Origin of the sequence: Pampinifervens navoyensis, from assembly GCF_046159715.1 — a bacterium.
GTDB lineage: Bacteria > Aquificota > Aquificia > Aquificales > Aquificaceae > Pampinifervens.
Genome location: NZ_JBJXCT010000006.1, coordinates 50,914 through 72,112, shown reverse-complemented (window position 1 = coordinate 72,112; position 21,199 = coordinate 50,914). Strand labels below are relative to the sequence as shown.

Sequence of the window (21,199 nt, the reverse complement as noted above, 5' to 3'; positions counted from 1 at the left end):
CTCAATCTAAATTAGATATATCCTTGCTTTCACCACTACCTCCTTCTTTACCGTCTGCTCCATAGGATATTATTATATAATCCACGCCTTTCTCAATCGCCCGAGGGTCTTCTGGACCATAATAAACATAGGAATGTCCCCATGGATCTAGAGGTAATTTATTTTGCCTTAAATAGGGACCTTTCCATCTATCTACGGGAACGGATTCTGGCCTCTTAATTAGAGCTTCCAATCCCTCTTGAGTACTTGGATACCTGCCCACATCAGCTCTATAAAGGTCCAAAGCAGTAGAAAGCATAGCTATCTGTTGCCTTGCTATTTTTTCTTTCGACTCTGTAAGTTTGCCTACGAGTCTTGGCGCTACCAATGCTGCAAGTAAGCCTATAATAATAACGACTATTAGTATCTCTATCAGTGTGAATCCTAAACTGTTTCGCTTTTCCATGAGTAATAATTATATAGTAACAATGGATGTAATTGACGACATTCTTCAATTTCTAAAGAAACATAGAAGGACAGGAAATACACTTATCGAAAGTTACACGCCACAGGAAATGTCTTATATACTCCTTGAAATATCCATGCTTTTAGCTGGAGGTCTCAACCTTCTGAAAGCCCTAGAAGTAGTCTCCTCAGAGACTGAAAACAGAACTATAAAGCAGGCTCTCCTCAGGGTCAGGGAAGCCATAGAGAAGGGTATGAGCATACACAAGGCTTTCTCTCAGGCAGGCGTATTCCCCCAGTTTTTCCTTGAGATGCTAAAGACCGCAGAGCGGGGGGAAAACCTCCAGCAGGTTCTCAGGATTGCTGGCGAATACCTGCAAAAGACTGCAGAAACAAGGGCAAAGCTCCTGACTGCCCTTGCCTATCCCCTTTTTGTCATATGCGCAAGCTTGCTGGCTGTGCTGGTGGTGGTCAGGGTGGTGGTGCCAAAGATTGCCAGCGTCCTTCAGGGGCTTGGAAAGGAGCTTCCTCTCATCACAAAGGCTCTGGTGCTTTTTGCAGAGGGGCTCTCGTATGGGCTTTACCTTCTGCCTTTCCTTTTGCTCGCCTATGTCTTCCGTCACAAATTTATAAGAAGGGAGGTCTGGGACAGATACCTTCTCGGGCTTCCCCTTTTTGGGAGGCTATCTCTATACTATAACCTTTCTCGCCTTGCGGGCACTATGCTTATGGCACTCTCTTCTGGCATTCCCCTCACAAGGGCAATAAGCCTGAGCGTGGGCAGTCTTTCCAACGCATACCTGAGAAAATCCTTAGAAGGTCTGGAGCTTGAGGTTTCAAGAGGCAGAAGCCTGAGTGCATCTCTGAGAGATAGGGGGGTGCTTCCTGAGACCTTTGTAAACCTTCTTTCAATGGGTGAGCGTAGTGGTGAGCTGGAAAGGAGCCTTCAGATGCTTACAGAGCTATACGAGCGTCAGGCGGAGAGGACCATATCCTTCTGGCTCAGGTTTGCAGAACCCATTGCCATGCTGGTGGTGGGAGCTCTGGTGGCGGTGGTGGTCCTCAGCGTTGTCCTACCCCTTTCGGAGATATCGGCGGGGGTCAGAAGGTAGCACGAGGACAAGTCAGATATAATTTTCCTATGAGACAGAAAGGTTTTACGCTTATAGAGCTTCTGGTGGTTATCATAATCCTCGGCATTCTTGCCGCAATTGTGGTTCCGCGCATTACCGGAAGGGTGGACGAGGCAAAAGTAGAAGCCACAAGGGTTCAGCTAAAGGCAGTAAAGGATGCCCTCGAGCAGTATAAGCTGGACAACGGCTTTTATCCCACCACGGAGCAGGGGCTAAGAGCCCTTGTGGAAAAGCCTGCCACCCCTCCCGTGCCCACCCGCTGGAGGCAGTATCTGGATAAGGTGCCAAAGGATGCATGGGACAGGGATTTTATTTACATGTCTCCGGGCATTGGAAGACCCTTTGAGCTTAGGTCTGTGGGTCCTGACGGAAAAGAAGGCACAGAGGACGACATAGATGTTTGGAAGTAATATACAGATGTTTGAAAGAACAGTGGCAGTGGCAAACCTTGAGAAAAGAATGGATAGAGAGGCTTTTTGATGTTCCAGAGGGTGAAGAAAAGTAAGGGCTTTACCCTACTTGAGCTTATGGTTGCCATCGTGGTCCTTGCGGTGGGCTTTTCTGTGGTCTTTGAGACCATTTCAGGGGCAAGGCTTGATTACGCTCAGGCGCAGGAGCTTGAGAGGGATATGCTGGAACTCAACAACGCCCTGGTGGAGGGAAAAACTGAGGGACTTCAAATAGAGAGGAAAACCCTTGAGGACTACCCGGAGATAGAGGAGGTCTCCTACAAACTGGGTTCTGCACAGATACTTGTCTATCAGCTCAGAAGATGAAAAGGGGCTTTACTCTTCTTGAGGTATTGTTGGTTATTACCCTGATAGGGGTTTTCTTTGGTGTGCTCTCTTACAGCTTCTACTCCTCTGTCAGAAACTCTTACCTTCTTCTTGAATCTGCAGAACTCACAAAGGAAGAAGCTCTTCTCTTCTGGAATCTCCAGAAAAAGCTTGTGGGTGCGGTGGACCTGTATATGAGGAAGGATGCCCTTTTTGTGATAACATCCTCCGGGGACTACTATGAGGGTGTGGTAAAGTGTGCATACCTGTATAAGGATGGCTGGCTCTACTACTATGAGTTTCCATATCCTTATGGGGAAATAACCTTTTATGAAGAGGACAGACTGATAAAGCTGGGGAGATTTGATGAGTTTTCTTTCAGGGTTTATGCCAACGGGCAGTATCTGGAAGAGTTCAGGGGCATTCCCCAGTGGGTGGAGGTAAGGTTGGGGGGCAGAAGTTTAAAGCTAAGTTTATAATATCTTCCCGATGCTGACGATTTATCCAGCCCTACTGTTTTCCTTTGGTGTGCTTTTGCTCCTTTATACATTCTTATTAAATGGTATAAAACTCACCCCACCACAGCTCCACAGGGAGGAGGTTCAGCCTCAGACTCTTTTTGCAAAGTTTGATAGCCTTTATCCAAAAGAAGAGAAGAAAGAAGAAGAAAAAATGCCCTCAATAACCCTTCTTGCCACCGCCACCGGCTCAGCCCGCCTTGCCCTTGCGGTGGTGGATGGGCAGACAAAAACCCTCCGCATAGGCTCTCAGGTGGGTGGCTACAGGGTTGTAAATATAGAGAGGAACTATCTTTTGCTCTCAAAGGGTGAGCAGAAGGTGGCTATTGGCTTCAGGTTTGGTCCAGAGCCCCTTCCTCAGGCGTCTGCACCATCCCCCACCCTCCCCTCCCCACAGGCTTCAAGAAGCCTTCAGGCAAGCATTCCAAAGGGAGAACTTGAACGCATAACCGCTGACCCGGGAATAATGTTTCGGATGATAAGGCTTGTGCCCTTTGTGCAGGATGGTAGGACAAGGGGCTTTCTCTTTGAGTGGGTGGAGCCGGGAAGCGTTTTTGAAAGGTCTGGAATAAGACCCGGGGATGTGCTCCTTTCCATAAACAACCAGGAAATAAAGAGCGGTGAGGACGCCTTCAGGATTCTTCAGGTGCTACGCAACGAAAGCAGTATAAAATTGAACCTGCAGAGAGGAAATGAACTCATAGACCTTTCCCTGAGGGTGGAATGATGAGAAGGTTTGTGGCTTTTCTTTTGCTGATATTTCTGTTGGCGCCTGCCGGCAGGGCTCAGGATGCAGAGCAGTTGCAAAAACAGGCTCAGGAGCAGAAAAGGACTGGGAGGGTCTTCCTTAACTTCAACAACGCTGACATATCCCTTGTGGTCAAGTTCATGTCAGAGCTCACGGGCAAAAACATAGTGCTCGACCCCAATGTGAAGGGTAATATTACCATTAGCTCCGCAAAGCCTGTAAGCCTCCAGCAGGCATGGGAGCTCTTTGTCATATCTCTCACCCTTCAGGGCTATGGAGTGGTGGAGGACAGAAATTTCGTTCGCATAGTTCCTATTGCTCAGGCAGTCCCCCTTGCAGAACCCAGAAAGCCCACAACGGGTGCGGACATAGTGATATACCTATTTACCGCAGAGAACACACAGGCGGTTCAGCTCCAGCAGGCTATTCAGCCTTTCCTTTCTCCCTTTGCCAAGATAGGCATCCATCCCCAGTCCAACACCATAATAATCGCCGACATAGCAAGGAACATAGAAAAGATAAAGGGGATTCTCAGAGAGCTTGACTCTCCCCAGAAGACCCTGAGGGTAAAGCTATATCCCCTGCAGAGGGCAAAGGCTGAGAACGTGCTTCAGAGCGTGCAGGGTGTTATAACTGCCCTTCAACAGCAGACAGGAGTTCCGGGCATAGCCACCATAAGCAAGGATGCCAACGCCATTATAGTGGTTGCCCGCGAGGATGTGCAGGCAGTGGTGGAGGAGGTCATAAAGACCATAGACCAGTCCACGCAGGTCATCGAAGACAGGAGCTTTTATGTTCTGCCCCTAAAGTTCATCTCCGCAGAGGAGCTTCAGAGGAGCCTCCAGAGCCTTCTGTCCGGTGTAAGTCCGGCGGTGGCACAGCCATCCCCCGCACCCCAGCCCCAGCCTCAGGAGATAAGAGGTCTTGAAACTCCCCTGAGAAGGGAGCAAACCCAACAACCCAGACAGCCCCAGCCCATACCTGCCATACAAACAAAAGAAGGACTGCGTATAGGCTTTGACAGAGGAACGAATTCAGTGCTTATTTACGCCACCCCTCAGGAGTTTGAAGGGCTCAAGTCGCTGATTGAAAGGCTTGATGTCCGCAGAAGGCAGGTGCTTATCGCCGCCTCTGTTGTAGAGATGTCCACAAGCAGAGCTCTTGAGCTGGGTGTTCGCTGGCAGGCAATAGGCTCAAAGGGTGGCGGTGGCTTTGGTGTTGGGAGCGTTCAGGACCTCTACAGCTCCATACTTGCGGGGAACTTCGTTCTGGGCTTTATCAACAACGTGGGAAGGACCATCACCATAGGAGGGTCCACCCTCTTTTTCCCTGACCTTGTGCTCCTCTTTTCTCTTCTTGAGAAGGGCTCGGGCTTTAACCTCATCTCAAACCCCAAGGTGCTGACCCTTGATAACCAGACTGCTGAGATAAAGGTAGGTCAGGTGGTGCCCTTCGCATCGGGCGTTAAGTTTGACATAAACGGACAGCCTGTCATAACCTATGACTATAAAGAGGTGGGGCTTGACCTCAAAATCACCCCCACCATAGCGGAGAACAACCTCAGGCTTATGATAGGGCTTCAGGTGCAGGAAATTGTGGACTTTATAAGACCTCAGGTGGGTCAGCTAAGCTATGCGGTGCCGGTAACATCCAACAGGCAGGTAAACTCCGACGTGGTGGTGGAAAACGGTCAGACCATAATAATAGGTGGGCTTGTAAGCACAAGGAGTATAAACAGTCAGGAGGGAGTGCCTGGGCTCAAGGATGTCCCCCTTTTTGGAAGACTTTTTAGGAGAGACTCGCAGACAGAAGACAAGGTCTCTCTCTTTATATTCCTGACTCCCTATGTGGTGGAGAGCCCAGAGGAACTCAGCAAGATAACCGAGGAACATCAGAAAATTGCTGAAGAACTTAGAAGGCTTATGGAGAGCCAGAGAAAGAATGAAAAGACCAGGCCCTAAATCCTTCCTGCTCTATGTTATTCTCGTCTTTGTCTTCTTTGTTCTCCTGACCTTTCTTACTTTTCCAAAGTTTCTCTTTCTTGACAAAAAGCTATCAGAAAGTGGTCTGTATCTCACTGCAAACAGCGTGCATGAGGGTTATCTGAACTTGAACCTCAGAGGCGTGAACATCTACGACCAGACATCAAGGCTTTTGCGCTTTGACGCGTTAAACATATCCGCTGGTTTTTTAAAGCTGAACTTCTACGGTTTATGCGAAGGAAAGACACTGAAAGGGGAATTGTCTCCATGGGCAATCAAGCTAAGAGCTCAGGATTTTACGTGTTTCTCTAGTGCTGATAGCACCACTGCAGACATAACCCTCAGAGAGGGTATATACGGCACTCTCCTTATGAACGGTTTAAAACTTCAGGATGCGAAGCTAGACCAGCTTTCCCTTGAAATGAGGGGGAGAGTTTTCACCGCAAGGGCTAAATTTATGGGTTTTGAACTTGTGGGTGATGGGCAAATAGTTTATAAACCTTCAGACCCGCTAAAATCCCAGATAAACGGTCGTGTATCAGGTGGGGGTATGAGCCTCACCATATCCGGCACCCTTGAAAGACTTCAGCTAAGGCAGTAGAATTTATACTGTGTCAGATAGTGCCAAGATGCAGGTAAAAATTCTCATAAATGGCAAGGAAGTCAGACTCAAAGATTTTCCAAAGAGGGTCCTTTACAACCTTCTCCTTGGCTACGTAAACAGCCTGAACCTTGAGGAACAACCAGAGGAAATACAGGTTTATGTCAGACTTTCAGAAGAAAATTCAGGAAAGCCTGAGCTTTGAAGTTCAGGAAGAGCAGGAAGGACTCAGGCTTGACCAGTTTCTGGCACAGGTATATCCAGAGCTTTCAAGGAGCTACCTTCAGAGGCTGGTAGAAGAGGGCTATGTTTTCCTTGATGGGAGGGAGGTCAGAAAGCCCTCAAAGAAACTGAAACCACAACAGAATATCACCCTTCATATCCCAGAACCTGAGCCTCTTGAAGTTTTGCCAGAAGACATCCCTCTGGAAATAGTTTATGAAGATGAGCACCTACTAGTTCTCATAAAGCCCTGTGGGCTCGTGGTGCACCCTTCTCCGGGCTATACTTCCGGAACTCTTGTGAACGCCCTTCTGTATCATGTAAAGGAGCTTTCCTCCATAGGAGGCGTGGAAAGGCCCGGCATAGTTCATCGCCTTGACAGGAATACAATGGGGCTCATGGTGGTGGCAAAGACGGACACGGCACACAGAAGGCTGGCAGAGCAGTTCAAGGAAAGAAGGGTTGAAAAGCTATACAGGGCAATAGTGAAAGGTCTTCCAGACTGGGACTACAGGTTCGTAGAAGCACCCATAGGCAGGCATGAAGCAGACAGGAAGAAGTTTTCCATAAAAGATGATGGAAAGCCAGCAAAGAGTGAAATCTGGGTTCTGGAGAGGTTCTTCCGTCAGGGTATAAGCCTGCTGAAGGTGAAGATTCACACTGGCAGGACTCACCAGATAAGAGTTCACCTCTCATCTCTGGGCTTTCCCGTCCTTGGTGATACCACCTACGGTTTCAGGAGAAACTCTGTGGACAGAAGAGTCCTTCAGGCAATGGGCGATTGCCATATGCTTCTGAGCTACCACCTTTCCTTTGAACACCCCGCCACTGGAGAGAAAATGAGCTTTCAGATAGAGGACCAAGAGCCTTTCAAAAGCACCTTAGCCCTCGTAAAGAAGCTGGAGGAGGAGGTTTCTTAGCCTGTGGATGGCTCCCTCACCGCCCAGCAACTCTCTGAGCCTTTTAAATTCTTCCCTCATTGAGCTTCTCAGCCCCCCATCTCTTAGATAATCCTGTGCAACTCTGCAGAGCTCTGAAGGACTCTTCTGCACAAGCTCAGGCACCACTTCCTTCTGTAGTATGAGGTTGGTAAGAGCTATATTCCTAACCCTAACCAGGAGTCTCCCCAAAAAATAGGTGATGGGGTTTACCCTGTAAAAGACTACGTGGGGAGAAGAGAGAAGACTTGCTTCGAGCTCTGCAGTTCCGCTGGCAAGGAGGGTAAGCTCTGCATAAGCCATGGCGTTGTAAGAGGGCTTTTCCATATCCCGCTGAGTTATTACCTTTACGGAATAGTCTTTGAACTCTTCTGTAAGGTAAGCCCTGAAGTTTTGAAAGGTGGGTATGAGTATAGGCATCTGGGGTCTGAGACAGCGGAGAACCTCTTTCAGGCATGGTGTGTGCCTTCTTATCTCACTCCAGCGGCTGCCCGGCAGGAGAGCAATGTAGCTTTCAGAGCCTGCAAAGGACTTTACCTCCACTTCTTTCAGGCTTGGCTTTGCCATGTCCACGAGGGGGTGACCTACAAAGTGCACCCTGAATCCATCCCTCCGATATTTTTTGTAAAAGTCCACCTCAAAGGGAAGGATGACCACCAGGTGGTCCACAAGCTCTGAAATAAGTCTTGCTCTCCCTTCCTTCCACGCCCAGACCTGTGGGGAAATAAAGTAGATTATCTTCTTAACCTTTCCCCTTGCCCTTTTTAGAAGTGGAAGGTTAAAAGCTGGAGCATCGCACAGAATAAGGGCATCCATCTGTGGAAGTATGTTTTCTATTCTCTTCCAGAGACTCAGGACCTGAGGGATTTTTGGCAGTGCTTCCACTATACCCACCACTGAAAGGTCCTCTATACGGGCAATGCTCTTGAAGCCTATGGCTTCCAGCCTTTCATCCGTTATGCCCGTGAAGTGTATACCCTCTACATCCCTGAATATCTCATACACGTAGTTGCTGGCTGACCTCTCACCAATAGATACAAAAACATTCATTCAGACTGGGCAAACACGCTGAAGATGCCTTCTCCCTTCTTTTCAATCCTTACCCTAATACCCTCAAGCTCCATAAATAAGGCATGAGAGAGTTCCACTCTGCCGGAGCTCCAGATGTTCACATATCTCTCCGAATAACATCCCTCTAAAGAATTTCTGAAAGTAGCCTTCAGATAAGCCCCGTCGTGATGCTCCATGACTTCTGTAAAAACCACCTCCATGTAGTTGTTTTCTTCCACCGCCAGCCTCCAGAGCTCCTCCAGCTCCGGTGCCTCCAGCTCAAGCCTTACGCCAAACTCAAGGTCTTCTGGGTCAACTTCCTCAATCAGGCTCTTTAGCCTGCTTTTCAGCTCACCACATAGATTTTCAAGCCTCTCAAGAGCCACCTGCCTGTAGCTTTCCTGTATGGGCATTTAAATATTATAATATAAACATTTTAAAGGTCAATTATCTAAAGAAAATTATTTATACAAATATTTTGAATTTACTATATAATACAAGGTTTAGGTCCTATAATCAAAAATTATTGACATTACATACATAATTATGTATACTTCAATTCACAAAATTCCAGGAGGTAAAAAGCATGGTTACTAGAAGACAGCTTTTGGTGACAGCAGGTTTCAGCGGTGCCTATCTCTTACTCAGTATTAACGCTGTATCATGTGGGGGCAATGGAGGCGGAAAACTTCCAGTTTTTGCATTAAGGGGAGATGGTAAAGTTGTAGTTATTGACCCAGATATTGATGAAATCATAAGAGTCATAGAAACTAATGGTGCTGGTGGCACGTTGGGTTCTGTATCAAAGGATAGTAAGTTTTTATATGTAGCAAACAATTCACCTAGCAATAGAACCGTCAGTATTATAGATACAGAAAGACTTCAATTAATTTCAAACGTGGAAACAGGCAACAGACCAAAACATCCTGTTGTGTCCCCGGACGGAGCTTTAGTTGCTGTAAATCACTCTGGTCTGGACGGTAATGCTACGAGGGTAGTCTTTATAAGAACTTCCGATAATAGGATTGTGAGAACTGTAGACCTACCAGTTCAAAATACGACTCATACTGGCGATTTTACAATGCATGGTTCCTGGTCACCAGACGGTGCAGTATACGCTATCGGCAACTACGCAGATAATAAGTTTTATCTTATCAGCAGAAATGGGGATGTTCTTGCAGAGGTTAACGTAGCAGGAAATCCACACTACTTTGACTGGAGAGGAAAGGAGCTCTGGGTCACTGTTGAGTTTAACGAGCCTAAGGTTACAACGTCTGTCCCCTATGTATATATTTTCAACGTAACGAATTATGCATCACCATCTCTGTTAACCATACTTGCTCCATCCTTAAGTCCACCAGAGACAGAAAATATCCAGAGGATAGAGGGACATCATGGCAATTTTACAAACGATGGAAAGCTATTTATTCTGTGCAATAGAGGGGCAAGTCCCTTTGAAGGTACAACAATAGCTATATATGACTCCGATACGAGACTGGAACTTGCGAAAATAAACTCGGCTGTAAAAGGTGTGGGACATGCTTACGTGACACCGAATAACAGGTATGCTGTTATAACACAGTATGGAGATACTAAGTTTGAGGTTATTGATTTGAATCAGAGGAGAACAGTTAAAGTTGTGGATACTGGTGTTGGCAGGCACATGGGGCATGCTGTTTTTGTTGGAAACAAAATGTATATAACGAACAGATTGGCTGACAGCGTATTTGTAGTAGATACAATTAACTGGGAAATAATCAAAAGGATTCAGACTGCTGCATCTGGACAGGCTCAGGGGCAGGTGGTGAGAGACTTTTATCAAGTATTTGAAAGGGTAGCGAGAGCCTTCTTAATATGAATGCTTCTGCCTTCTTAGTAACAGGGTTTTTAGGTAGTGGTAAAACCACATTCATACTTAACAGTTTATTGGCTCAGTATAAGGACAGAAAACCTGCTATCATAGTAAACGACTTTGGGGATGTTAGTTACGACAGGATAAGATTCTATCTGGAAAGCCTCCCAGTAATGGGGATTGAGGGTAAGTGTTTTTGTTGTGATGGTTCTGGAGAGCTACTTGAAGCTCTGTATAGAGTAAGAAATACTGCGGAGGCACTCATAATTGAAACATCTGGGCTTTCTGACCCTTTCCCTGTTATGGAAGCTATGGAGTTATCGGGCTTTAATTCCTACATAGTTATATGTGTGGTACCTGCAGATAATTGGTGCGATTTACGAAACGAGCCCGTATTTACAGCACAGCTTCAGTATGCAGACTGCATAGTTATAACTAAATGTGATACGGTAACTAACAGGGAACTAAAAGAGCTCATGGAAGCTCTTGACGAAAAACCAGCTTTCCTGTGCTGCGAGGGTGTAGTGGAAGACAACTTTTTTAACTTTGTTGAAGCAATACCCATGAGAAGAACCGATAAATTCAAGAATAGGCTGTCAGAAAGTGCCAGAAATAGGTTTTCTCAGACAACATTATACCTGAGCGGATATTATTCCATGTACGATATTGAGGTTTTTTTGAATAAACTCCCAAGAAATGTAATAAGGGCTAAAGGTTTCCTCAAGGTAGTTGAAAGTCCGTTTCCTGTAGGCATAAACTGGACCAGAAATCATATGAGTTGGAGTGCTGTAGAATACGTTTCACAGAACTTTATAACCTTTATAGGATACGGTAGCCTTTTACTACCACCCTTTCCCGAGAAAAAGGATCTGGATTGGCAAAAAATGCTCCCCCTAGGGGAGTTTGACAGAAGATACGGCATAGCCTACCTGGATGGAAATCCTGTTCCAGAAATTACTGCGGTTGAGTGGTTGATTACACAAGATCTGAGCGATTCTGTGCTGATTACCTCAAGTTGTAGTTTAGAATGTCCGATTAACTTCAAATCCTCTCTAATAGTTCAGCTTAACTTTGAGGATATATATAGTCTGGTAAATTTATTGAAAAATATTAATACAGAAAATATCATTTTATGGGATATACCAGATGGCTTTGCCTCTTACATCATAAAGAAATTGCCAGATAAAACTGTGTTTCACGTGGGTAGGTACTTCGTTCTTTCAAAAGCGAAAATCTCACTCAGAATAGATGCCGCTCGTGTAAACGCCTTAAAGGCTATAATTAGGAACCCATCACTCCACTCTCAGCACCACCTTTCCAAAGTGCTTTGACTCCTCCAAGTATCTGTGGGCCTCCTGAGACTCCTCAAGCTTAAAAACCCTGCTAACAACGGGCTTTAAAAGACCCCTTTCAAAGAGCTCCGTTATTTTAAAAAGGTCAGCCCTTGGTCCCATGTATACTCCGAGAAGCTCAATCTCCCTGACAAAGATATGTCTTATATCTATACGAGCCTCTGAGCCGGTAGTGGTTCCAAAAAAGACAAGCCTTCCACCCCTTCTGAGGCACTCCACGCTCTTCCAGAAGGTCTTGCTCCCCACGTGGTCCATAACTATGTCCACACCTTCTTTGAAGAGCTCCCTGACCCTTCTGACCACATCCTCTTCATAGTGATTTATGACCACATCCGCTCCAAGCTCTCTGCACCTTCTTGCCTTCTCCTCTGAGCCTGCGGTGGCTATAACAAAGGCACCAAAGAGCTTTGCAAGCTGGATGCCCGCCACCCCCACGCCAGAAGAGCCTCCCCATATTAAAACTCTGTGGTAAGGCTTTATCCGTGCCTTGTTCACAAAGGCATTCCAAACAGTGAGGAATGTAAGGGGATAAGAGCTTGCCTCCTCAAAGCTCAGGTTTGAGGGCTTTTTTATCACATTCCTTGCAGGCACGCTCACATACTGGGCGTAGCCTCCTCTGGACTTCAGACCAAGAATGTCGTAGTGCCTGCAGTGGTTGTCGTGCCCTGACTGGCACTCGTAACACACCCCACAGGAAAGACCTGGAGCCACTACCACCTCATCCCCCTCCTTTATGTCCCTTACGAGGCTTCCCACCTTTTCCACCACACCGCTCACATCAGAGCCGAGTATGTGCGGAAGCTCTGGCTTCACCGCAAGGGCTCCAGTTCTGACCCATATGTCAAGGTGATTGAGGGCTACAGCCTCTACCCTTATGAGGACTTCATCTTCCCTTATATGTGGTTCTGGAAAATCCTCAACATATTTAAGATTTTCATGACCCCCAAAGTTTTCAATTATAACTGCACGCATGTGCTTTATTATAATGCTATCATGTTCAAGAGATTAAAGATGCTTTTTGGCAGGAAAGGTTCAGAGAAGGCTTACCGGCTGCTTGAATTCCCGTTTAATTTCTATGCTCTACTTCTCAGTAAGTATGGAGAGGTTAGATACCTGCATTATGGTTTCTGGGATAGTGATTCAGACATATCTATACTTACCGCCCAGGAACGATTGGCGGAAAGGCTATATGGCTTAATACCACAGGGGGTTCATAGCATACTTGACGTTGGATGTGGTCTGGGAACAAGCGTATGCGAGCTTCTGCACAGGGGATACGACCCAGAGGGCATATCACCAGATGAAGGTCTTGTAAACTACGCTAAGGCTACACACAAAAAATGTGCAGACAGATTTTACATAACCACATTTGAAGAATATAAGAGGGAAAAACAATATGACCTCTTGCTCTTCTGTGAATCTGCTCAGTACATAAAAGATAAACAAGTTCTCTTTAGCAGAGCCAAAAACTTGTTAAGGCTTGGAGGATATACACTCCTGTGTGATGAGTTTTTAAAGAGGTTCGACGAAAGAGCAAATTTTCATATCGTATCAGATTTTATTGGCTATGCGGAAAGAGAAGGTTTTGAGATTATGGTCCTGCAGGAAATAACTCAAAATGTGATAAAAACAAGGTATGTTTTCTACGATGCCTTGGCTGCTCAGTATGATAAAGTCATTAAACATATTCATGAGGACACTTTAAAAGAATTCATATACAGATGGAGGATTCATAGTAACATGTATGAGGATGGAACTATTGGCTACTTCATTGTTCTTATGCGACTTAGGGATTGAGTTATAATTTTTGTATGAGGGCTTTCATTGCCTGCCTACTGATTAGTTTTCATGGCTTTGCATCTGTTCAGGCCATACTTGAAAACTATCCCTTTTCTCCACAGAGAAGGTATCCTCCTACACAGATAAAAGGCGATAAACCTCAGATTGATAAGGTGCAAATACTGGGATACGTGAGTTCAGAAAATGAGCTTTACGTATTGGTGAGAGAGGAGGGCAAGGTAAAGAGGTTAAGAAGAGGTGATGAGTTCATGGGTATGAAAATACTGGGGGTGCAGAGGGGTTTTATCCTTGCTAGGGATGAGGAAGGCGTAAAGAGGATTAAAATTAGCTGGGAGAAAGGTCAAGGTGTCGCCAAACCTGCGGAAGCTCCAGCAGGAAGAGGTGACGAGCCCATAAGACAACCACCGAAAAAACTCATGGAACTCTTGCAGGAGGGGAAATAATGGTTTATGATTATAATAACTATAACAATGCAAGGAGGGGAATATGAATAGGCTCTTGCTTCCAGTTGGACTCATAGTAATGGCACTGGCGGGATGTGGAGGAGGAGGTGGCGGTTCAAGCATAGGCGGGGTCTATGGAAGCACTTTAGTTTATGTTTTGGGTTTTGAGACCAGAACGGGCTCTGCTTTACAGAGCGATATTTTCTTTCTCACATGCAGTAATGGGAGAGATGTATACAACTTTCAGACTGACACAGTCCTTATAAAGTTTAAAGCGGAGACCATAAAAGATGCTCTGGGCAACCCAGTAACTCAAAATCCCTCGCCTGTAGCCTTTACCCGCTATAAAGTATCATTTCTTTCCGCCTCCCCCACAAACAACTGCGAGAGATATCCGGACTGCAGACAGTTAATGGCAGGTGGTTATGAGGGACTCGTGGGTTTTAGCGTTCATCCGGAATCTCCGGAAGGCAGATTTGAAAGACAATACGCAAACGGTGATGAGGTCAGGATAGAGATCAAGAAAGGAGAGTCAATTCAGGAAATCACGGTTGTCCCCTCTTCATGGAAATCTAACACTCTGGTCAACTACTGCACCACTGTACTGGACAACTGCCTGTACAACGGTGTGATAGAATTCTACGGAAGGGAGCTTTACAGTGGAAAAGAGAAAGTTGTCAGGGTGCCCTTTACAGTGCAATTTGCAGATTTCCCTAAGGGTAGTCCTTATGGTTCCTTTACAGATACACCATGTCAGTAAGGAGGGGTTGATATGAAAGTGAAAGGCATTATTCTGACAACGTCAATTCTGAGCTCTGCGGTTTTTTCCGCTCCACAAATAAGGGTTTTCCCTTCAAGCCCCTACGATTTCAGAACTGTGACCATAGATTCCACCAGTCAGGCGGAGTTTGCCATAACCAATGTGGGTGATGCAGTGTTGAGGATATGTTCTGTTAATGTAAGCTCCGGCTACCCGGACTTTGATATCATATCCAACTCCTGCAACAGCACAAGCCTCAACTATGGACAGGACTGCAGGTTTACCGTCAGGTTTACTCCAAGGTTCAAGCAGAACTATTCGGGAAATATCGCCATAGTTTACGACGATGATGGAGACGGAACAGTCTGCAACACCCAGAAAACCTATGTGCAGCAATTGATAGGAAGTGGGACCGCGCTGAGGGTCGTCAGAATAGATACAAACCCATATCAGACAGGCTTTGCCTTTGAGTTTCCATCAACAGCCTACTACGAGCAGAGAAACATGACCCTTCGCATATGCAATGCCAGCGGTGACCCCCTCAGGTTTTCCTCCCCTGCAGTAATTCTTTCACAGGACAGTCCAGACTACGCCTCTTTTGGAATAACTGCAACCACCTGCAACGATGCAGTGCTTCAGTATGCCACGGATAACGCTGACTGCTCTAAAAACTTCTGCCAGATAAGCGTCTCTTTCTCTCCACAGGGAGGTATAGGCGGTCCAGAAAAAGAACTCTACTACGGTTATTTGAGGTTAAGAGACCTTAACAGTGGTCCAGGAGGTGGACCTTCCAATGCAACGATTTATCTTAGCGGAAGGTCTCAGCTGGGGCAGTATATATACGCTCCAGTGGGTGGGCAAGCTCAAGAGGCGGTCAGGGTAACCTTTACTTGTCCAGATGACCCCGCTACTGTTCCACCTAACCCCCAGAATGGAACTATTCAAATAGGAACTCCCTCGGTTGTGGGAACATACTTCAGGCTGATAAACTACTCATGCCCCGACACCTGCAGGGAAAATACGACCGTTGACTGCACTGCCATAATTGGTTTTGCTCCACAGACGCCCGGCGTCTTTCCCGGTAGTATTATAATACCCATAATAGGAGCAGAGCCTGTCCGGAGGTCTTTCGTAGGCGTGGCTGGTTCTCTTACAGGAAACTACATATACGTGAGCCCCACATACATAGATTTTGGAGCTGTAAAAAGGCTCAACACCTATGCCCAGACACTCATTATCAGAAACACCAGCGGTTCAGACCTTGAGTTTAACCTCTCAGTCGCAGGCAGTGGGCTGGTGCTGAAGTCCATAAGCTGCACGTGTAATACTGGTTATGTGACAGCACCAGGCGGTGGACCGTGTGTTCCACCATATGAAAATTTATTGCGTGATCCCAGCTTTCCAACTCTTACGCCTCTACCTATACCAACCTCCAGCCGTGCCTACCGTCTAAGACCCGGTGAGGTCTGCAGTGCAGTGGTGGAATTCAGCCCGCCTCTCACATCAACAGGCAACATGAATGGTGCTGTTATAATAGACACGCAGGCTCAGGTGGTAACCGTTCCCATGTCAGCAAGGATGGATGTTCCACCTCCTCCAATGTCTCAGCCAGCTCCCTCCATAGGGTCGGGTGGCGGAGGTGGTTGTTCTACAGGCGGCAGTAGCATGGCATGGCTTTCAATACTGCCTGCCCTTGCACTTCTCAGAAGGTTCAGAAAGAGATGAGAGGTCTATCATACAACTTTCTCCGCAGCAACAGAGTTGCCCTCCTTGAGGAGGGCGAGGATTATATCAGAATTGCCCTTGCTGAAGAGGACCCATACCTCATAGAAATTCTGGAAAGAGTCTATGGTAAAAGGGTTGAGTATGAGATAACAACACCTGAAAGGATAGAGGAGCTCCTCAAAGACCCTGTGCTGACCCTTGAGGCAGAGAGGGATATAATAGAGTCCGACTTTCTGGACGAAAAAAAACTTGAGAATATAGCCTCGGAAGCTCCCATAGTAAAGTTCGTTAACGACACCCTTGTAGAGGCCATAAGGAAGAAGGCAACCGATGTTCATATAGAACAGTTTTCAGAAGATGTGGAGGTTCGCTACAGGATTGATGGGGTGCTTCATACCATAAGAAAGCTTCCAAAATACGCTGCACCACCCATAGTTTCACGCATAAAGATAATGGCAAAACTGAACATAGCAGAAAAGAGGCTTCCTCAGGATGGGAAGTTTTCCTTTTCTTACGCAGGGCAGGACTATGACATAAGGGTTTCAACCCTCCCCTCCGTTCATGGTGAGGGGGTGGTGATGAGGATACTCACAAGGGGTGAGGTGTCTCTTAATCTTGACAACCTTGGTTTTTCTGTAGAAGACACTAAAAAGATAAGAAGGTTCATAAGAAAGCCCTATGGTATGGTGTTGGTGACAGGACCCACTGGCTCTGGCAAGACTACTACTTTGTATGCCAGCATAAAGGAGATAAACACAGGAGACAGAAAGATAATCACGGTGGAAGACCCTGTAGAATACAACCTGAGGGGTCTGGTGCAGGTGCAGGTAAACCCAAAGGTAGGTCTAACCTTTGCCACAGCCCTCAGAAGCATTCTGCGTCAGGACCCGGACATTATAATGATAGGGGAGATAAGAGACAGAGAAACTGCAGAGATAGGCATACAGGCATCTCTGACGGGGCACCTGGTGCTGGCAACCCTGCACACCAACGACGCTGCCGGTGCCTTTGCAAGGCTCATGGATATGGAAATAGAAGAATTTTTAATAGCCTCTTCCGTCATAGGCGTCCTTTCCCAGAGGCTGGTGAGAAAAATATGCCCCTTCTGTAAGGAAGAGCACAGACCCAATTCTGCAGAGCTGGCACTCTTTGAGAGGAATGGCCTTGAGCTTCCCGATAGACTTTACAGAGGTATGGGCTGTGAGGAGTGCAACCGCACAGGCTACTCGGGTAGGACTGTAATAGGCGAAGTGCTTGAGGTCTCTGACAGCATAAGGGAGCTTATAGTAAAGAGGGCGGACGCAGTCCGTATAAGAGAACAGGCAATAAAGGAGGGTATGACCCCCCTCCTCGTTGATGGTCTGAAGAAGGCAAAAGAGGGAATCACCTCTGTAGAAGAAGTCCTGAGAGTCTACAAGGATTAGGCAGAAAGAGACATGAGGTTATTTCCCCAGTTCATGGAAAGAAGAGCTCTCTTTACCAGCTCCTCAAACTGACTTGCTCCCTGAGGGTCGTTGAAGGATATCAGAAGCCCCTTGGAGGTGGGCATGCCATCCCCATATCTCTGAACGCTTGCTCTGTCCTGCTTCACAAGCTCCTCAGCCTGTCTGTAGAGATCTGGGAGGTTTTCCTTTGCCCAGAACCTAAGGTCGTCGGTTATGTAGAAGTAGCCGGCGCTGCTGGCAGGAGGGGCCGGCACTTTGGGAGGATTTTTAGAAAGGGACTGAAGATAGACCATATTAGCCCTCTCGAGAAGCTGTTGAAACTGAAAGGCCTTTACCGGGTCTGTAAAGGTCAGGGCTGTGCCGTCGGGAAGTGGATTGTCCTCTCCGTATCTTTCTGCTCTGGCATATCTGGCAAGGTTAAGAGCCTGATAGTAAACCTCAGAAAAGTTGGTCTGAAGCCACGCCCTCATGTCGTCGCTCACAAAGAAAGTGTAGGATGTGTTGACTGTGTTCATTCTTCAACCTCCCTTAGTTTATCATGCTTATAAATATAATCAAACATTATAACTTTGTCAAGCATACAAACATGATTTAAAAACCTTCTATTGAGTTGGTAAGGCTATAATTATTCATACATGAAAGCAAACGGCTTCAGCCTTCTGGAGTTGATAATCGTCCTTGCCATATCCGCCCTAACGCTGACGCTTGTCATTCCTGCCATAAACAGGACCTTCTTTGGGGAAGAAGATGTCCTGAGGGCTTTTTTAATGAGGAGCTTAAACCAGTCTATGAAAAAGGGGAAAGTAGTGGAGATAGCGGGGGACGGAAGCAAGATAAAAAACTCAGAAGGTGAGACCATTGACCTTCCTTACAGGGGGCAGTGCTACGCATACCCCAGCGGAGAACTGAGATACTGCTGGTTTGAGAAGAGGGGAGAGAGAAAGTATTATACGGTATTTGACCTATAAAACCAGACGCTATTCTTCATACACAAACTCAGTAGAAGGTAGTAAAATCTCTCTCATGAGAGAGGAGGAGTTGATAGCCCGAATTGCAAGAGGCGACCAGCAGGCACTGAAGACCCTCATACTCATGTATAACTCAAGGCTCTTTTCCTACGCCTACGGAATACTCCAGAACTACGAGGACGCAGAAGAGGCTGTGGCTGAGACCTTCTATCAGATATGGAGGTCAGCCAGGAACTTCAGAGGTGACTCAAGGGTAAGCACATGGCTCTTTGGAATCTGCAGGAACGTGATAAGGAATATGCTAAGGAAAAACAGGAGGCACCCATTTATGCTTGAGATAAGAGAAGAGGATGCGGTGGTAGAAGAAGAAATAGAACCCATGGAGGTGGAACTGATAGCAAAGGCTCTTGACAGACTACCGGCCATACACAGGGAGGTCCTCCATCTTGCCTACTACGAGGACATGCCCTACGAGGAAATAGCAAGAGTGCTGGGCGTGCCCGTCAACACGGTTAAGACTAGGGTCTTTAACGCAAAGAAAAAGCTGCTGAAGGCTATGGAGGAGCTTAAAAATGAGCATAAGGAAAGCCTTTGAAGAATACTACGGCTCTTTGAAGCCACCGGAAGCCATGGACTTCAAGGTCGCCCTCAGGCTGGAAAGGGAAAAAAGAAAAAGGCTCCTCAAGGTTGCGGTCCTTGAGGCTTTTCTCATGCTGGTGCTTTTGGGATTATATTTTTATCAGCCACTGAAAAACACAGAATATCAGACCTTCTCCGCCGGTATTCCAGTAAAAATTGTTGAGGACGTAGGCATCAAAAAACTCTCGGATGAGCTCAGAAGCCATCAGCTCACTATTGAAGGTCCATACGAAGGGGACGTGTTCATCCTAAAGGGCGAGGAGAGTAGGGTAAGGGAGTTTCTCAGCAAGTCAAAAAACCTCAGAGCCCTTGACTGAACTCCTCTCCACATAGCCACCTTGCCACTGGCATCTTAGCCTGTATTCTGGCTCTCTCTGGAAGTAGCCCGTGTTTTTGAGTTTTATGTAACTTCTCCATGGCGGTATGCGGTCAATATGGACCCTCTTTTCTCCTTCCCAGAGCTCAAGGGAGCACCAGCCAGCAAAACCCACCCTTTCAAAGCTAAAAGTCAAAATATCCTTCCGAAGTTCAAGACTGACCTTCAGGTCAATTTCTGGCAGATTGACAGCCTCCTGACCCGCCCTGAGCAGGACCCCTACCACAAGCCCGTCTGGATATCTGGCTTCTACCCACAGGTCTTCTTCCATCGCATAGGGAACCTCAAGACCCTCCCTTGCGGAGCTCTCGCAACGCCCCTCCATCTGAAGGTTTTCCGAATAGACCCTTATCTGGGCGCTGGGGTGGACGCCCTCAAGCCTTACCCTCTTCGTTCTGACCTCCACCTTTGCCTCACCAGAGAAGTTCTCCCCAAGATTTACCCACAGCCTGTAGTCCATCCTGCAGGGAGTTTTCACACTTCCCTCCAGCCTGAGCCAGTAGGGAATGCCTCTGAACAAAACAAACCTCTCCCCTTCCTGCACGGGGATATCAAGCCCGTATGGTCTTACAAAAAGTCCGTAGTTCTCCAGCTCCGGTGCTGAGATGGAAAGGTTCAGAGATATGCATTCAAACAGCTCACAGGCGGGCTTGAAAGAGCCATCCGCATAAAGGTAAAGCCTTCTGCCCACACCTGCCAGAAGAGGTATGCCCCCAGAGAGCAGACGCTCTGAGCTAATTTTTATGATTTTGTCCTCCTTGCCCAGCTCCCCCACATAGGAGCCATAAAGCTCCAGCCTGCTTTCTCCCTCAGGAAGAGAAAAGGGAATCTCGTAAAGCCCTGAGTATGCAAAGGCATACTCCCCGGGAGCAGGCAGGTAGTTAAAACGCCAGCCAGAAGAGTCCTGAAAGGCTAAATAGGAGCCAACCCAGAAGGGCTCTGAAACTGTGGAGTAATTCAGGCTATAAAAGTCTTCAGAAAAAAGGTAAAGTATCCTTCCATCCACAGGCACCGCACTATCCAGAAACCTCTCCTCCAGTCTTACCCTGAGAAAGCTCTCCTGCATATCCATAACCACCACGCCACCCAAGAGGTCAAGGGTCCTTCTCCCATAGAAGGCAGGCCTTCCACTGGGGTCAAGTATGACCGCCTCTATGTGCCTTTCCCTGCCCGGTGGGAGCTGAAGCTCAAAGACCACCCTGTCCCCGGGGTAGAAAACTCCTGACCTCTGCAAGAAAACAGGCTCAAAGTCCCTTCCTGAAACCCTGACCCATACGCCCGTGTAATAGGGCTCAGAGGAAGAAGAGAGCCTGAGCTGAAGGCTGACAGGCTCACCACCCCCTCCACAGGATAGAACAAAAACAAAGAACAGGAGAAACCATGCAAATACCATGAAAAAATTTTAACCCGTGAACCACTGGTTAAAA

25 protein-coding genes are annotated in these 21,199 nt (G+C 46.9%); 19 read left to right on the top strand and 6 right to left on the bottom strand.

The annotated features are described in order from the left end of the window. Position 1 precedes the first annotated feature (1 nt). Positions 2-445 (bottom strand): type II secretion system major pseudopilin GspG, encoded by a 444-nt coding sequence (gspG, locus tag ACKRDP_RS05905; protein WP_409153850.1) that lies wholly within the window; start codon positions 443-445, stop codon positions 2-4. A 109-nt stretch (positions 446-554) separates the two neighbouring features. Here gspG (ACKRDP_RS05905) and ACKRDP_RS05900 point away from each other — a divergent pair, with 109 nt between their 5' ends. The 9 genes from ACKRDP_RS05900 to ACKRDP_RS05860 all read left to right on the top strand — a co-directional run bounded on the left by ACKRDP_RS05900 (position 555) and on the right by ACKRDP_RS05860 (position 7,344). Further along, positions 555-1,556 carry a type II secretion system F family protein gene (locus ACKRDP_RS05900; RefSeq protein WP_409153849.1) on the top strand — a complete coding sequence of 334 codons (1,002 nt, stop codon included), beginning with the start codon at positions 555-557 and terminating at the stop codon, positions 1,554-1,556. 29 nt (positions 1,557-1,585) lie between these two features. Continuing rightward, entirely contained in the window at positions 1,586-1,987 is a 402-nt protein-coding gene (gene gspG, locus ACKRDP_RS05895; protein ID WP_409153848.1) for a type II secretion system major pseudopilin GspG, read from the top strand. A gap of 69 nt (positions 1,988-2,056) precedes the next feature. Further along, positions 2,057-2,353, top strand: a complete 297-nt coding sequence (locus ACKRDP_RS05890; protein WP_409153847.1) for a type II secretion system protein — start codon at positions 2,057-2,059, stop codon at positions 2,351-2,353. Then, a complete protein-coding gene (locus ACKRDP_RS05885) occupies positions 2,350-2,832 on the top strand; it encodes a type II secretion system protein (protein WP_409153846.1) in 483 nt (160 codons plus the stop codon). Before ACKRDP_RS05890 ends, ACKRDP_RS05885 begins: the two co-directional genes overlap by 4 nt. A 10-nt stretch (positions 2,833-2,842) precedes the next feature. Beyond that, a complete protein-coding gene (locus tag ACKRDP_RS05880; RefSeq protein WP_409153845.1) occupies positions 2,843-3,598 on the top strand; it encodes a PDZ domain-containing protein in 756 nt (251 codons plus the stop codon). Further along, positions 3,595-5,580: a type II secretion system secretin GspD gene (gene gspD, locus ACKRDP_RS05875; protein WP_409153844.1), complete on the top strand. Its 1,986-nt coding sequence runs from the start codon at positions 3,595-3,597 to the stop codon at positions 5,578-5,580. The genes ACKRDP_RS05880 and gspD overlap by 4 nt, the downstream gene beginning before the upstream one ends. Next, on the top strand, positions 5,561-6,202 hold the full coding sequence (locus tag ACKRDP_RS05870; RefSeq protein WP_409153843.1) for a hypothetical protein: 642 nt from the start codon (positions 5,561-5,563) through the stop codon (positions 6,200-6,202). Before gspD ends, ACKRDP_RS05870 begins: the two co-directional genes overlap by 20 nt. Before the next feature lie 28 nt (positions 6,203-6,230). Next, positions 6,231-6,407, top strand: a complete 177-nt coding sequence (locus ACKRDP_RS05865) for a hypothetical protein (RefSeq protein ID WP_409153842.1) — start codon at positions 6,231-6,233, stop codon at positions 6,405-6,407. After that, complete coding sequence (locus ACKRDP_RS05860; RefSeq protein ID WP_409153841.1) at positions 6,364-7,344, top strand: RluA family pseudouridine synthase; 981 nt, start codon at positions 6,364-6,366, stop codon at positions 7,342-7,344. The genes ACKRDP_RS05865 and ACKRDP_RS05860 overlap by 44 nt, the downstream gene beginning before the upstream one ends. Here the strand turns inward: ACKRDP_RS05860 and lpxB are convergent. Together lpxB and ACKRDP_RS05850 are read right to left on the bottom strand one after the other, a co-directional pair. Continuing rightward, positions 7,306-8,412 carry a lipid-A-disaccharide synthase gene (lpxB, locus tag ACKRDP_RS05855; RefSeq protein WP_409153840.1) on the bottom strand — a complete coding sequence of 369 codons (1,107 nt, stop codon included), beginning with the start codon at positions 8,410-8,412 and terminating at the stop codon, positions 7,306-7,308. The genes ACKRDP_RS05860 and lpxB overlap by 39 nt on opposite strands. Beyond that, complete coding sequence (locus tag ACKRDP_RS05850) at positions 8,409-8,825, bottom strand: hypothetical protein (RefSeq protein WP_409153839.1); 417 nt, start codon at positions 8,823-8,825, stop codon at positions 8,409-8,411. Before ACKRDP_RS05850 ends, lpxB begins: the two co-directional genes overlap by 4 nt. 173 nt (positions 8,826-8,998) lie before the next feature. Between ACKRDP_RS05850 and ACKRDP_RS05845 the strand changes: the two genes are divergently transcribed. Both ACKRDP_RS05845 and ACKRDP_RS05840 read left to right on the top strand, forming a co-directional pair. Continuing rightward, positions 8,999-10,270 carry a YncE family protein gene (locus ACKRDP_RS05845; protein ID WP_409153838.1) on the top strand — a complete coding sequence of 424 codons (1,272 nt, stop codon included), beginning with the start codon at positions 8,999-9,001 and terminating at the stop codon, positions 10,268-10,270. Beyond that, entirely contained in the window at positions 10,267-11,595 is a 1,329-nt protein-coding gene (locus ACKRDP_RS05840; protein ID WP_409153837.1) for a CobW family GTP-binding protein, read from the top strand. Before ACKRDP_RS05845 ends, ACKRDP_RS05840 begins: the two co-directional genes overlap by 4 nt. Here ACKRDP_RS05840 and ACKRDP_RS05835 read toward each other — a convergent pair. Continuing rightward, entirely contained in the window at positions 11,557-12,588 is a 1,032-nt protein-coding gene (locus tag ACKRDP_RS05835) for a zinc-binding dehydrogenase (protein ID WP_409153836.1), read from the bottom strand. The two genes, ACKRDP_RS05840 and ACKRDP_RS05835, sit on opposite strands and share 39 nt — an antisense overlap. 21 nt (positions 12,589-12,609) lie before the next feature. Between ACKRDP_RS05835 and ACKRDP_RS05830 the strand changes: the two genes are divergently transcribed. The 5 genes from ACKRDP_RS05830 to ACKRDP_RS05810 are packed head-to-tail and all read left to right on the top strand — an operon-like array spanning position 12,610 to position 17,768. Beyond that, a complete protein-coding gene (locus ACKRDP_RS05830; RefSeq protein WP_409153835.1) occupies positions 12,610-13,413 on the top strand; it encodes a class I SAM-dependent methyltransferase in 804 nt (267 codons plus the stop codon). Between the two features lie 14 nt (positions 13,414-13,427). Next, positions 13,428-13,859 (top strand): hypothetical protein, encoded by a 432-nt coding sequence (locus ACKRDP_RS05825; protein WP_409153834.1) that lies wholly within the window; start codon positions 13,428-13,430, stop codon positions 13,857-13,859. A gap of 43 nt (positions 13,860-13,902) precedes the next feature. Further along, positions 13,903-14,619 carry a hypothetical protein gene (locus ACKRDP_RS05820; protein ID WP_409153833.1) on the top strand — a complete coding sequence of 239 codons (717 nt, stop codon included), beginning with the start codon at positions 13,903-13,905 and terminating at the stop codon, positions 14,617-14,619. Positions 14,620-14,631: 12 nt separating this feature from the next. Next, positions 14,632-16,344: a choice-of-anchor D domain-containing protein gene (locus ACKRDP_RS05815; RefSeq protein ID WP_409153832.1), complete on the top strand. Its 1,713-nt coding sequence runs from the start codon at positions 14,632-14,634 to the stop codon at positions 16,342-16,344. After that, on the top strand, positions 16,341-17,768 hold the full coding sequence (locus ACKRDP_RS05810) for a GspE/PulE family protein (protein WP_409153831.1): 1,428 nt from the start codon (positions 16,341-16,343) through the stop codon (positions 17,766-17,768). The genes ACKRDP_RS05815 and ACKRDP_RS05810 overlap by 4 nt, the downstream gene beginning before the upstream one ends. Here ACKRDP_RS05810 and ACKRDP_RS05805 read toward each other — a convergent pair. Continuing rightward, positions 17,765-18,304 (bottom strand): hypothetical protein, encoded by a 540-nt coding sequence (locus ACKRDP_RS05805; RefSeq protein WP_409153830.1) that lies wholly within the window; start codon positions 18,302-18,304, stop codon positions 17,765-17,767. The two genes, ACKRDP_RS05810 and ACKRDP_RS05805, sit on opposite strands and share 4 nt — an antisense overlap. A 120-nt stretch (positions 18,305-18,424) precedes the next feature. On the opposite strand from ACKRDP_RS05805, the gene ACKRDP_RS05800 reads away from it, so the two are divergent. From ACKRDP_RS05800 to ACKRDP_RS05790, 3 genes are read left to right on the top strand one after another with little or no spacing between them, the layout of a single operon-like run. Then, complete coding sequence (locus ACKRDP_RS05800; protein WP_409153829.1) at positions 18,425-18,757, top strand: pilus assembly FimT family protein; 333 nt, start codon at positions 18,425-18,427, stop codon at positions 18,755-18,757. Positions 18,758-18,812: 55 nt separating this feature from the next. Beyond that, positions 18,813-19,352: an RNA polymerase sigma factor gene (locus ACKRDP_RS05795; protein WP_409153828.1), complete on the top strand. Its 540-nt coding sequence runs from the start codon at positions 18,813-18,815 to the stop codon at positions 19,350-19,352. Continuing rightward, positions 19,330-19,713: a hypothetical protein gene (locus ACKRDP_RS05790; RefSeq protein ID WP_409153827.1), complete on the top strand. Its 384-nt coding sequence runs from the start codon at positions 19,330-19,332 to the stop codon at positions 19,711-19,713. The genes ACKRDP_RS05795 and ACKRDP_RS05790 overlap by 23 nt, the downstream gene beginning before the upstream one ends. Here the strand turns inward: ACKRDP_RS05790 and ACKRDP_RS05785 are convergent. After that, complete coding sequence (locus tag ACKRDP_RS05785) at positions 19,687-21,165, bottom strand: hypothetical protein (RefSeq protein ID WP_409153826.1); 1,479 nt, start codon at positions 21,163-21,165, stop codon at positions 19,687-19,689. The genes ACKRDP_RS05790 and ACKRDP_RS05785 overlap by 27 nt on opposite strands. Positions 21,166-21,199: the final 34 nt, after the last annotated feature.

Excerpts from the sequence above, each read along its gene's own strand:
- gspG (WP_409153850.1), bottom strand. The coding sequence starts at position 445 with ATGGAAAAGCGAAACAGTTTAGGATTCACACTGATAGAGATACTAATA.
- ACKRDP_RS05900 (WP_409153849.1), top strand. The coding sequence starts at position 555 with ATGTCTTATATACTCCTTGAAATATCCATGCTTTTAGCTGGAGGTCTC.
- gspG (WP_409153848.1), top strand. The coding sequence starts at position 1,586 with ATGAGACAGAAAGGTTTTACGCTTATAGAGCTTCTGGTGGTTATCATA.
- ACKRDP_RS05890 (WP_409153847.1), top strand. The coding sequence starts at position 2,057 with ATGTTCCAGAGGGTGAAGAAAAGTAAGGGCTTTACCCTACTTGAGCTT.
- ACKRDP_RS05885 (WP_409153846.1), top strand. The coding sequence starts at position 2,350 with ATGAAAAGGGGCTTTACTCTTCTTGAGGTATTGTTGGTTATTACCCTG.
- ACKRDP_RS05880 (WP_409153845.1), top strand. The coding sequence starts at position 2,843 with ATGCTGACGATTTATCCAGCCCTACTGTTTTCCTTTGGTGTGCTTTTG.
- gspD (WP_409153844.1), top strand. The coding sequence starts at position 3,595 with ATGATGAGAAGGTTTGTGGCTTTTCTTTTGCTGATATTTCTGTTGGCG.
- ACKRDP_RS05870 (WP_409153843.1), top strand. The coding sequence starts at position 5,561 with ATGAAAAGACCAGGCCCTAAATCCTTCCTGCTCTATGTTATTCTCGTC.
- ACKRDP_RS05865 (WP_409153842.1), top strand. The coding sequence starts at position 6,231 with ATGCAGGTAAAAATTCTCATAAATGGCAAGGAAGTCAGACTCAAAGAT.
- ACKRDP_RS05860 (WP_409153841.1), top strand. The coding sequence starts at position 6,364 with ATGTCAGACTTTCAGAAGAAAATTCAGGAAAGCCTGAGCTTTGAAGTT.
- lpxB (WP_409153840.1), bottom strand. The coding sequence starts at position 8,412 with ATGAATGTTTTTGTATCTATTGGTGAGAGGTCAGCCAGCAACTACGTG.
- ACKRDP_RS05850 (WP_409153839.1), bottom strand. The coding sequence starts at position 8,825 with ATGCCCATACAGGAAAGCTACAGGCAGGTGGCTCTTGAGAGGCTTGAA.
- ACKRDP_RS05845 (WP_409153838.1), top strand. The coding sequence starts at position 8,999 with ATGGTTACTAGAAGACAGCTTTTGGTGACAGCAGGTTTCAGCGGTGCC.
- ACKRDP_RS05840 (WP_409153837.1), top strand. The coding sequence starts at position 10,267 with ATGAATGCTTCTGCCTTCTTAGTAACAGGGTTTTTAGGTAGTGGTAAA.
- ACKRDP_RS05835 (WP_409153836.1), bottom strand. The coding sequence starts at position 12,588 with ATGCGTGCAGTTATAATTGAAAACTTTGGGGGTCATGAAAATCTTAAA.
- ACKRDP_RS05830 (WP_409153835.1), top strand. The coding sequence starts at position 12,610 with ATGTTCAAGAGATTAAAGATGCTTTTTGGCAGGAAAGGTTCAGAGAAG.
- ACKRDP_RS05825 (WP_409153834.1), top strand. The coding sequence starts at position 13,428 with ATGAGGGCTTTCATTGCCTGCCTACTGATTAGTTTTCATGGCTTTGCA.
- ACKRDP_RS05820 (WP_409153833.1), top strand. The coding sequence starts at position 13,903 with ATGAATAGGCTCTTGCTTCCAGTTGGACTCATAGTAATGGCACTGGCG.
- ACKRDP_RS05815 (WP_409153832.1), top strand. The coding sequence starts at position 14,632 with ATGAAAGTGAAAGGCATTATTCTGACAACGTCAATTCTGAGCTCTGCG.
- ACKRDP_RS05810 (WP_409153831.1), top strand. The coding sequence starts at position 16,341 with ATGAGAGGTCTATCATACAACTTTCTCCGCAGCAACAGAGTTGCCCTC.
- ACKRDP_RS05805 (WP_409153830.1), bottom strand. The coding sequence starts at position 18,304 with ATGAACACAGTCAACACATCCTACACTTTCTTTGTGAGCGACGACATG.
- ACKRDP_RS05800 (WP_409153829.1), top strand. The coding sequence starts at position 18,425 with ATGAAAGCAAACGGCTTCAGCCTTCTGGAGTTGATAATCGTCCTTGCC.
- ACKRDP_RS05795 (WP_409153828.1), top strand. The coding sequence starts at position 18,813 with ATGAGAGAGGAGGAGTTGATAGCCCGAATTGCAAGAGGCGACCAGCAG.
- ACKRDP_RS05790 (WP_409153827.1), top strand. The coding sequence starts at position 19,330 with ATGAGCATAAGGAAAGCCTTTGAAGAATACTACGGCTCTTTGAAGCCA.
- ACKRDP_RS05785 (WP_409153826.1), bottom strand. The coding sequence starts at position 21,165 with ATGGTATTTGCATGGTTTCTCCTGTTCTTTGTTTTTGTTCTATCCTGT.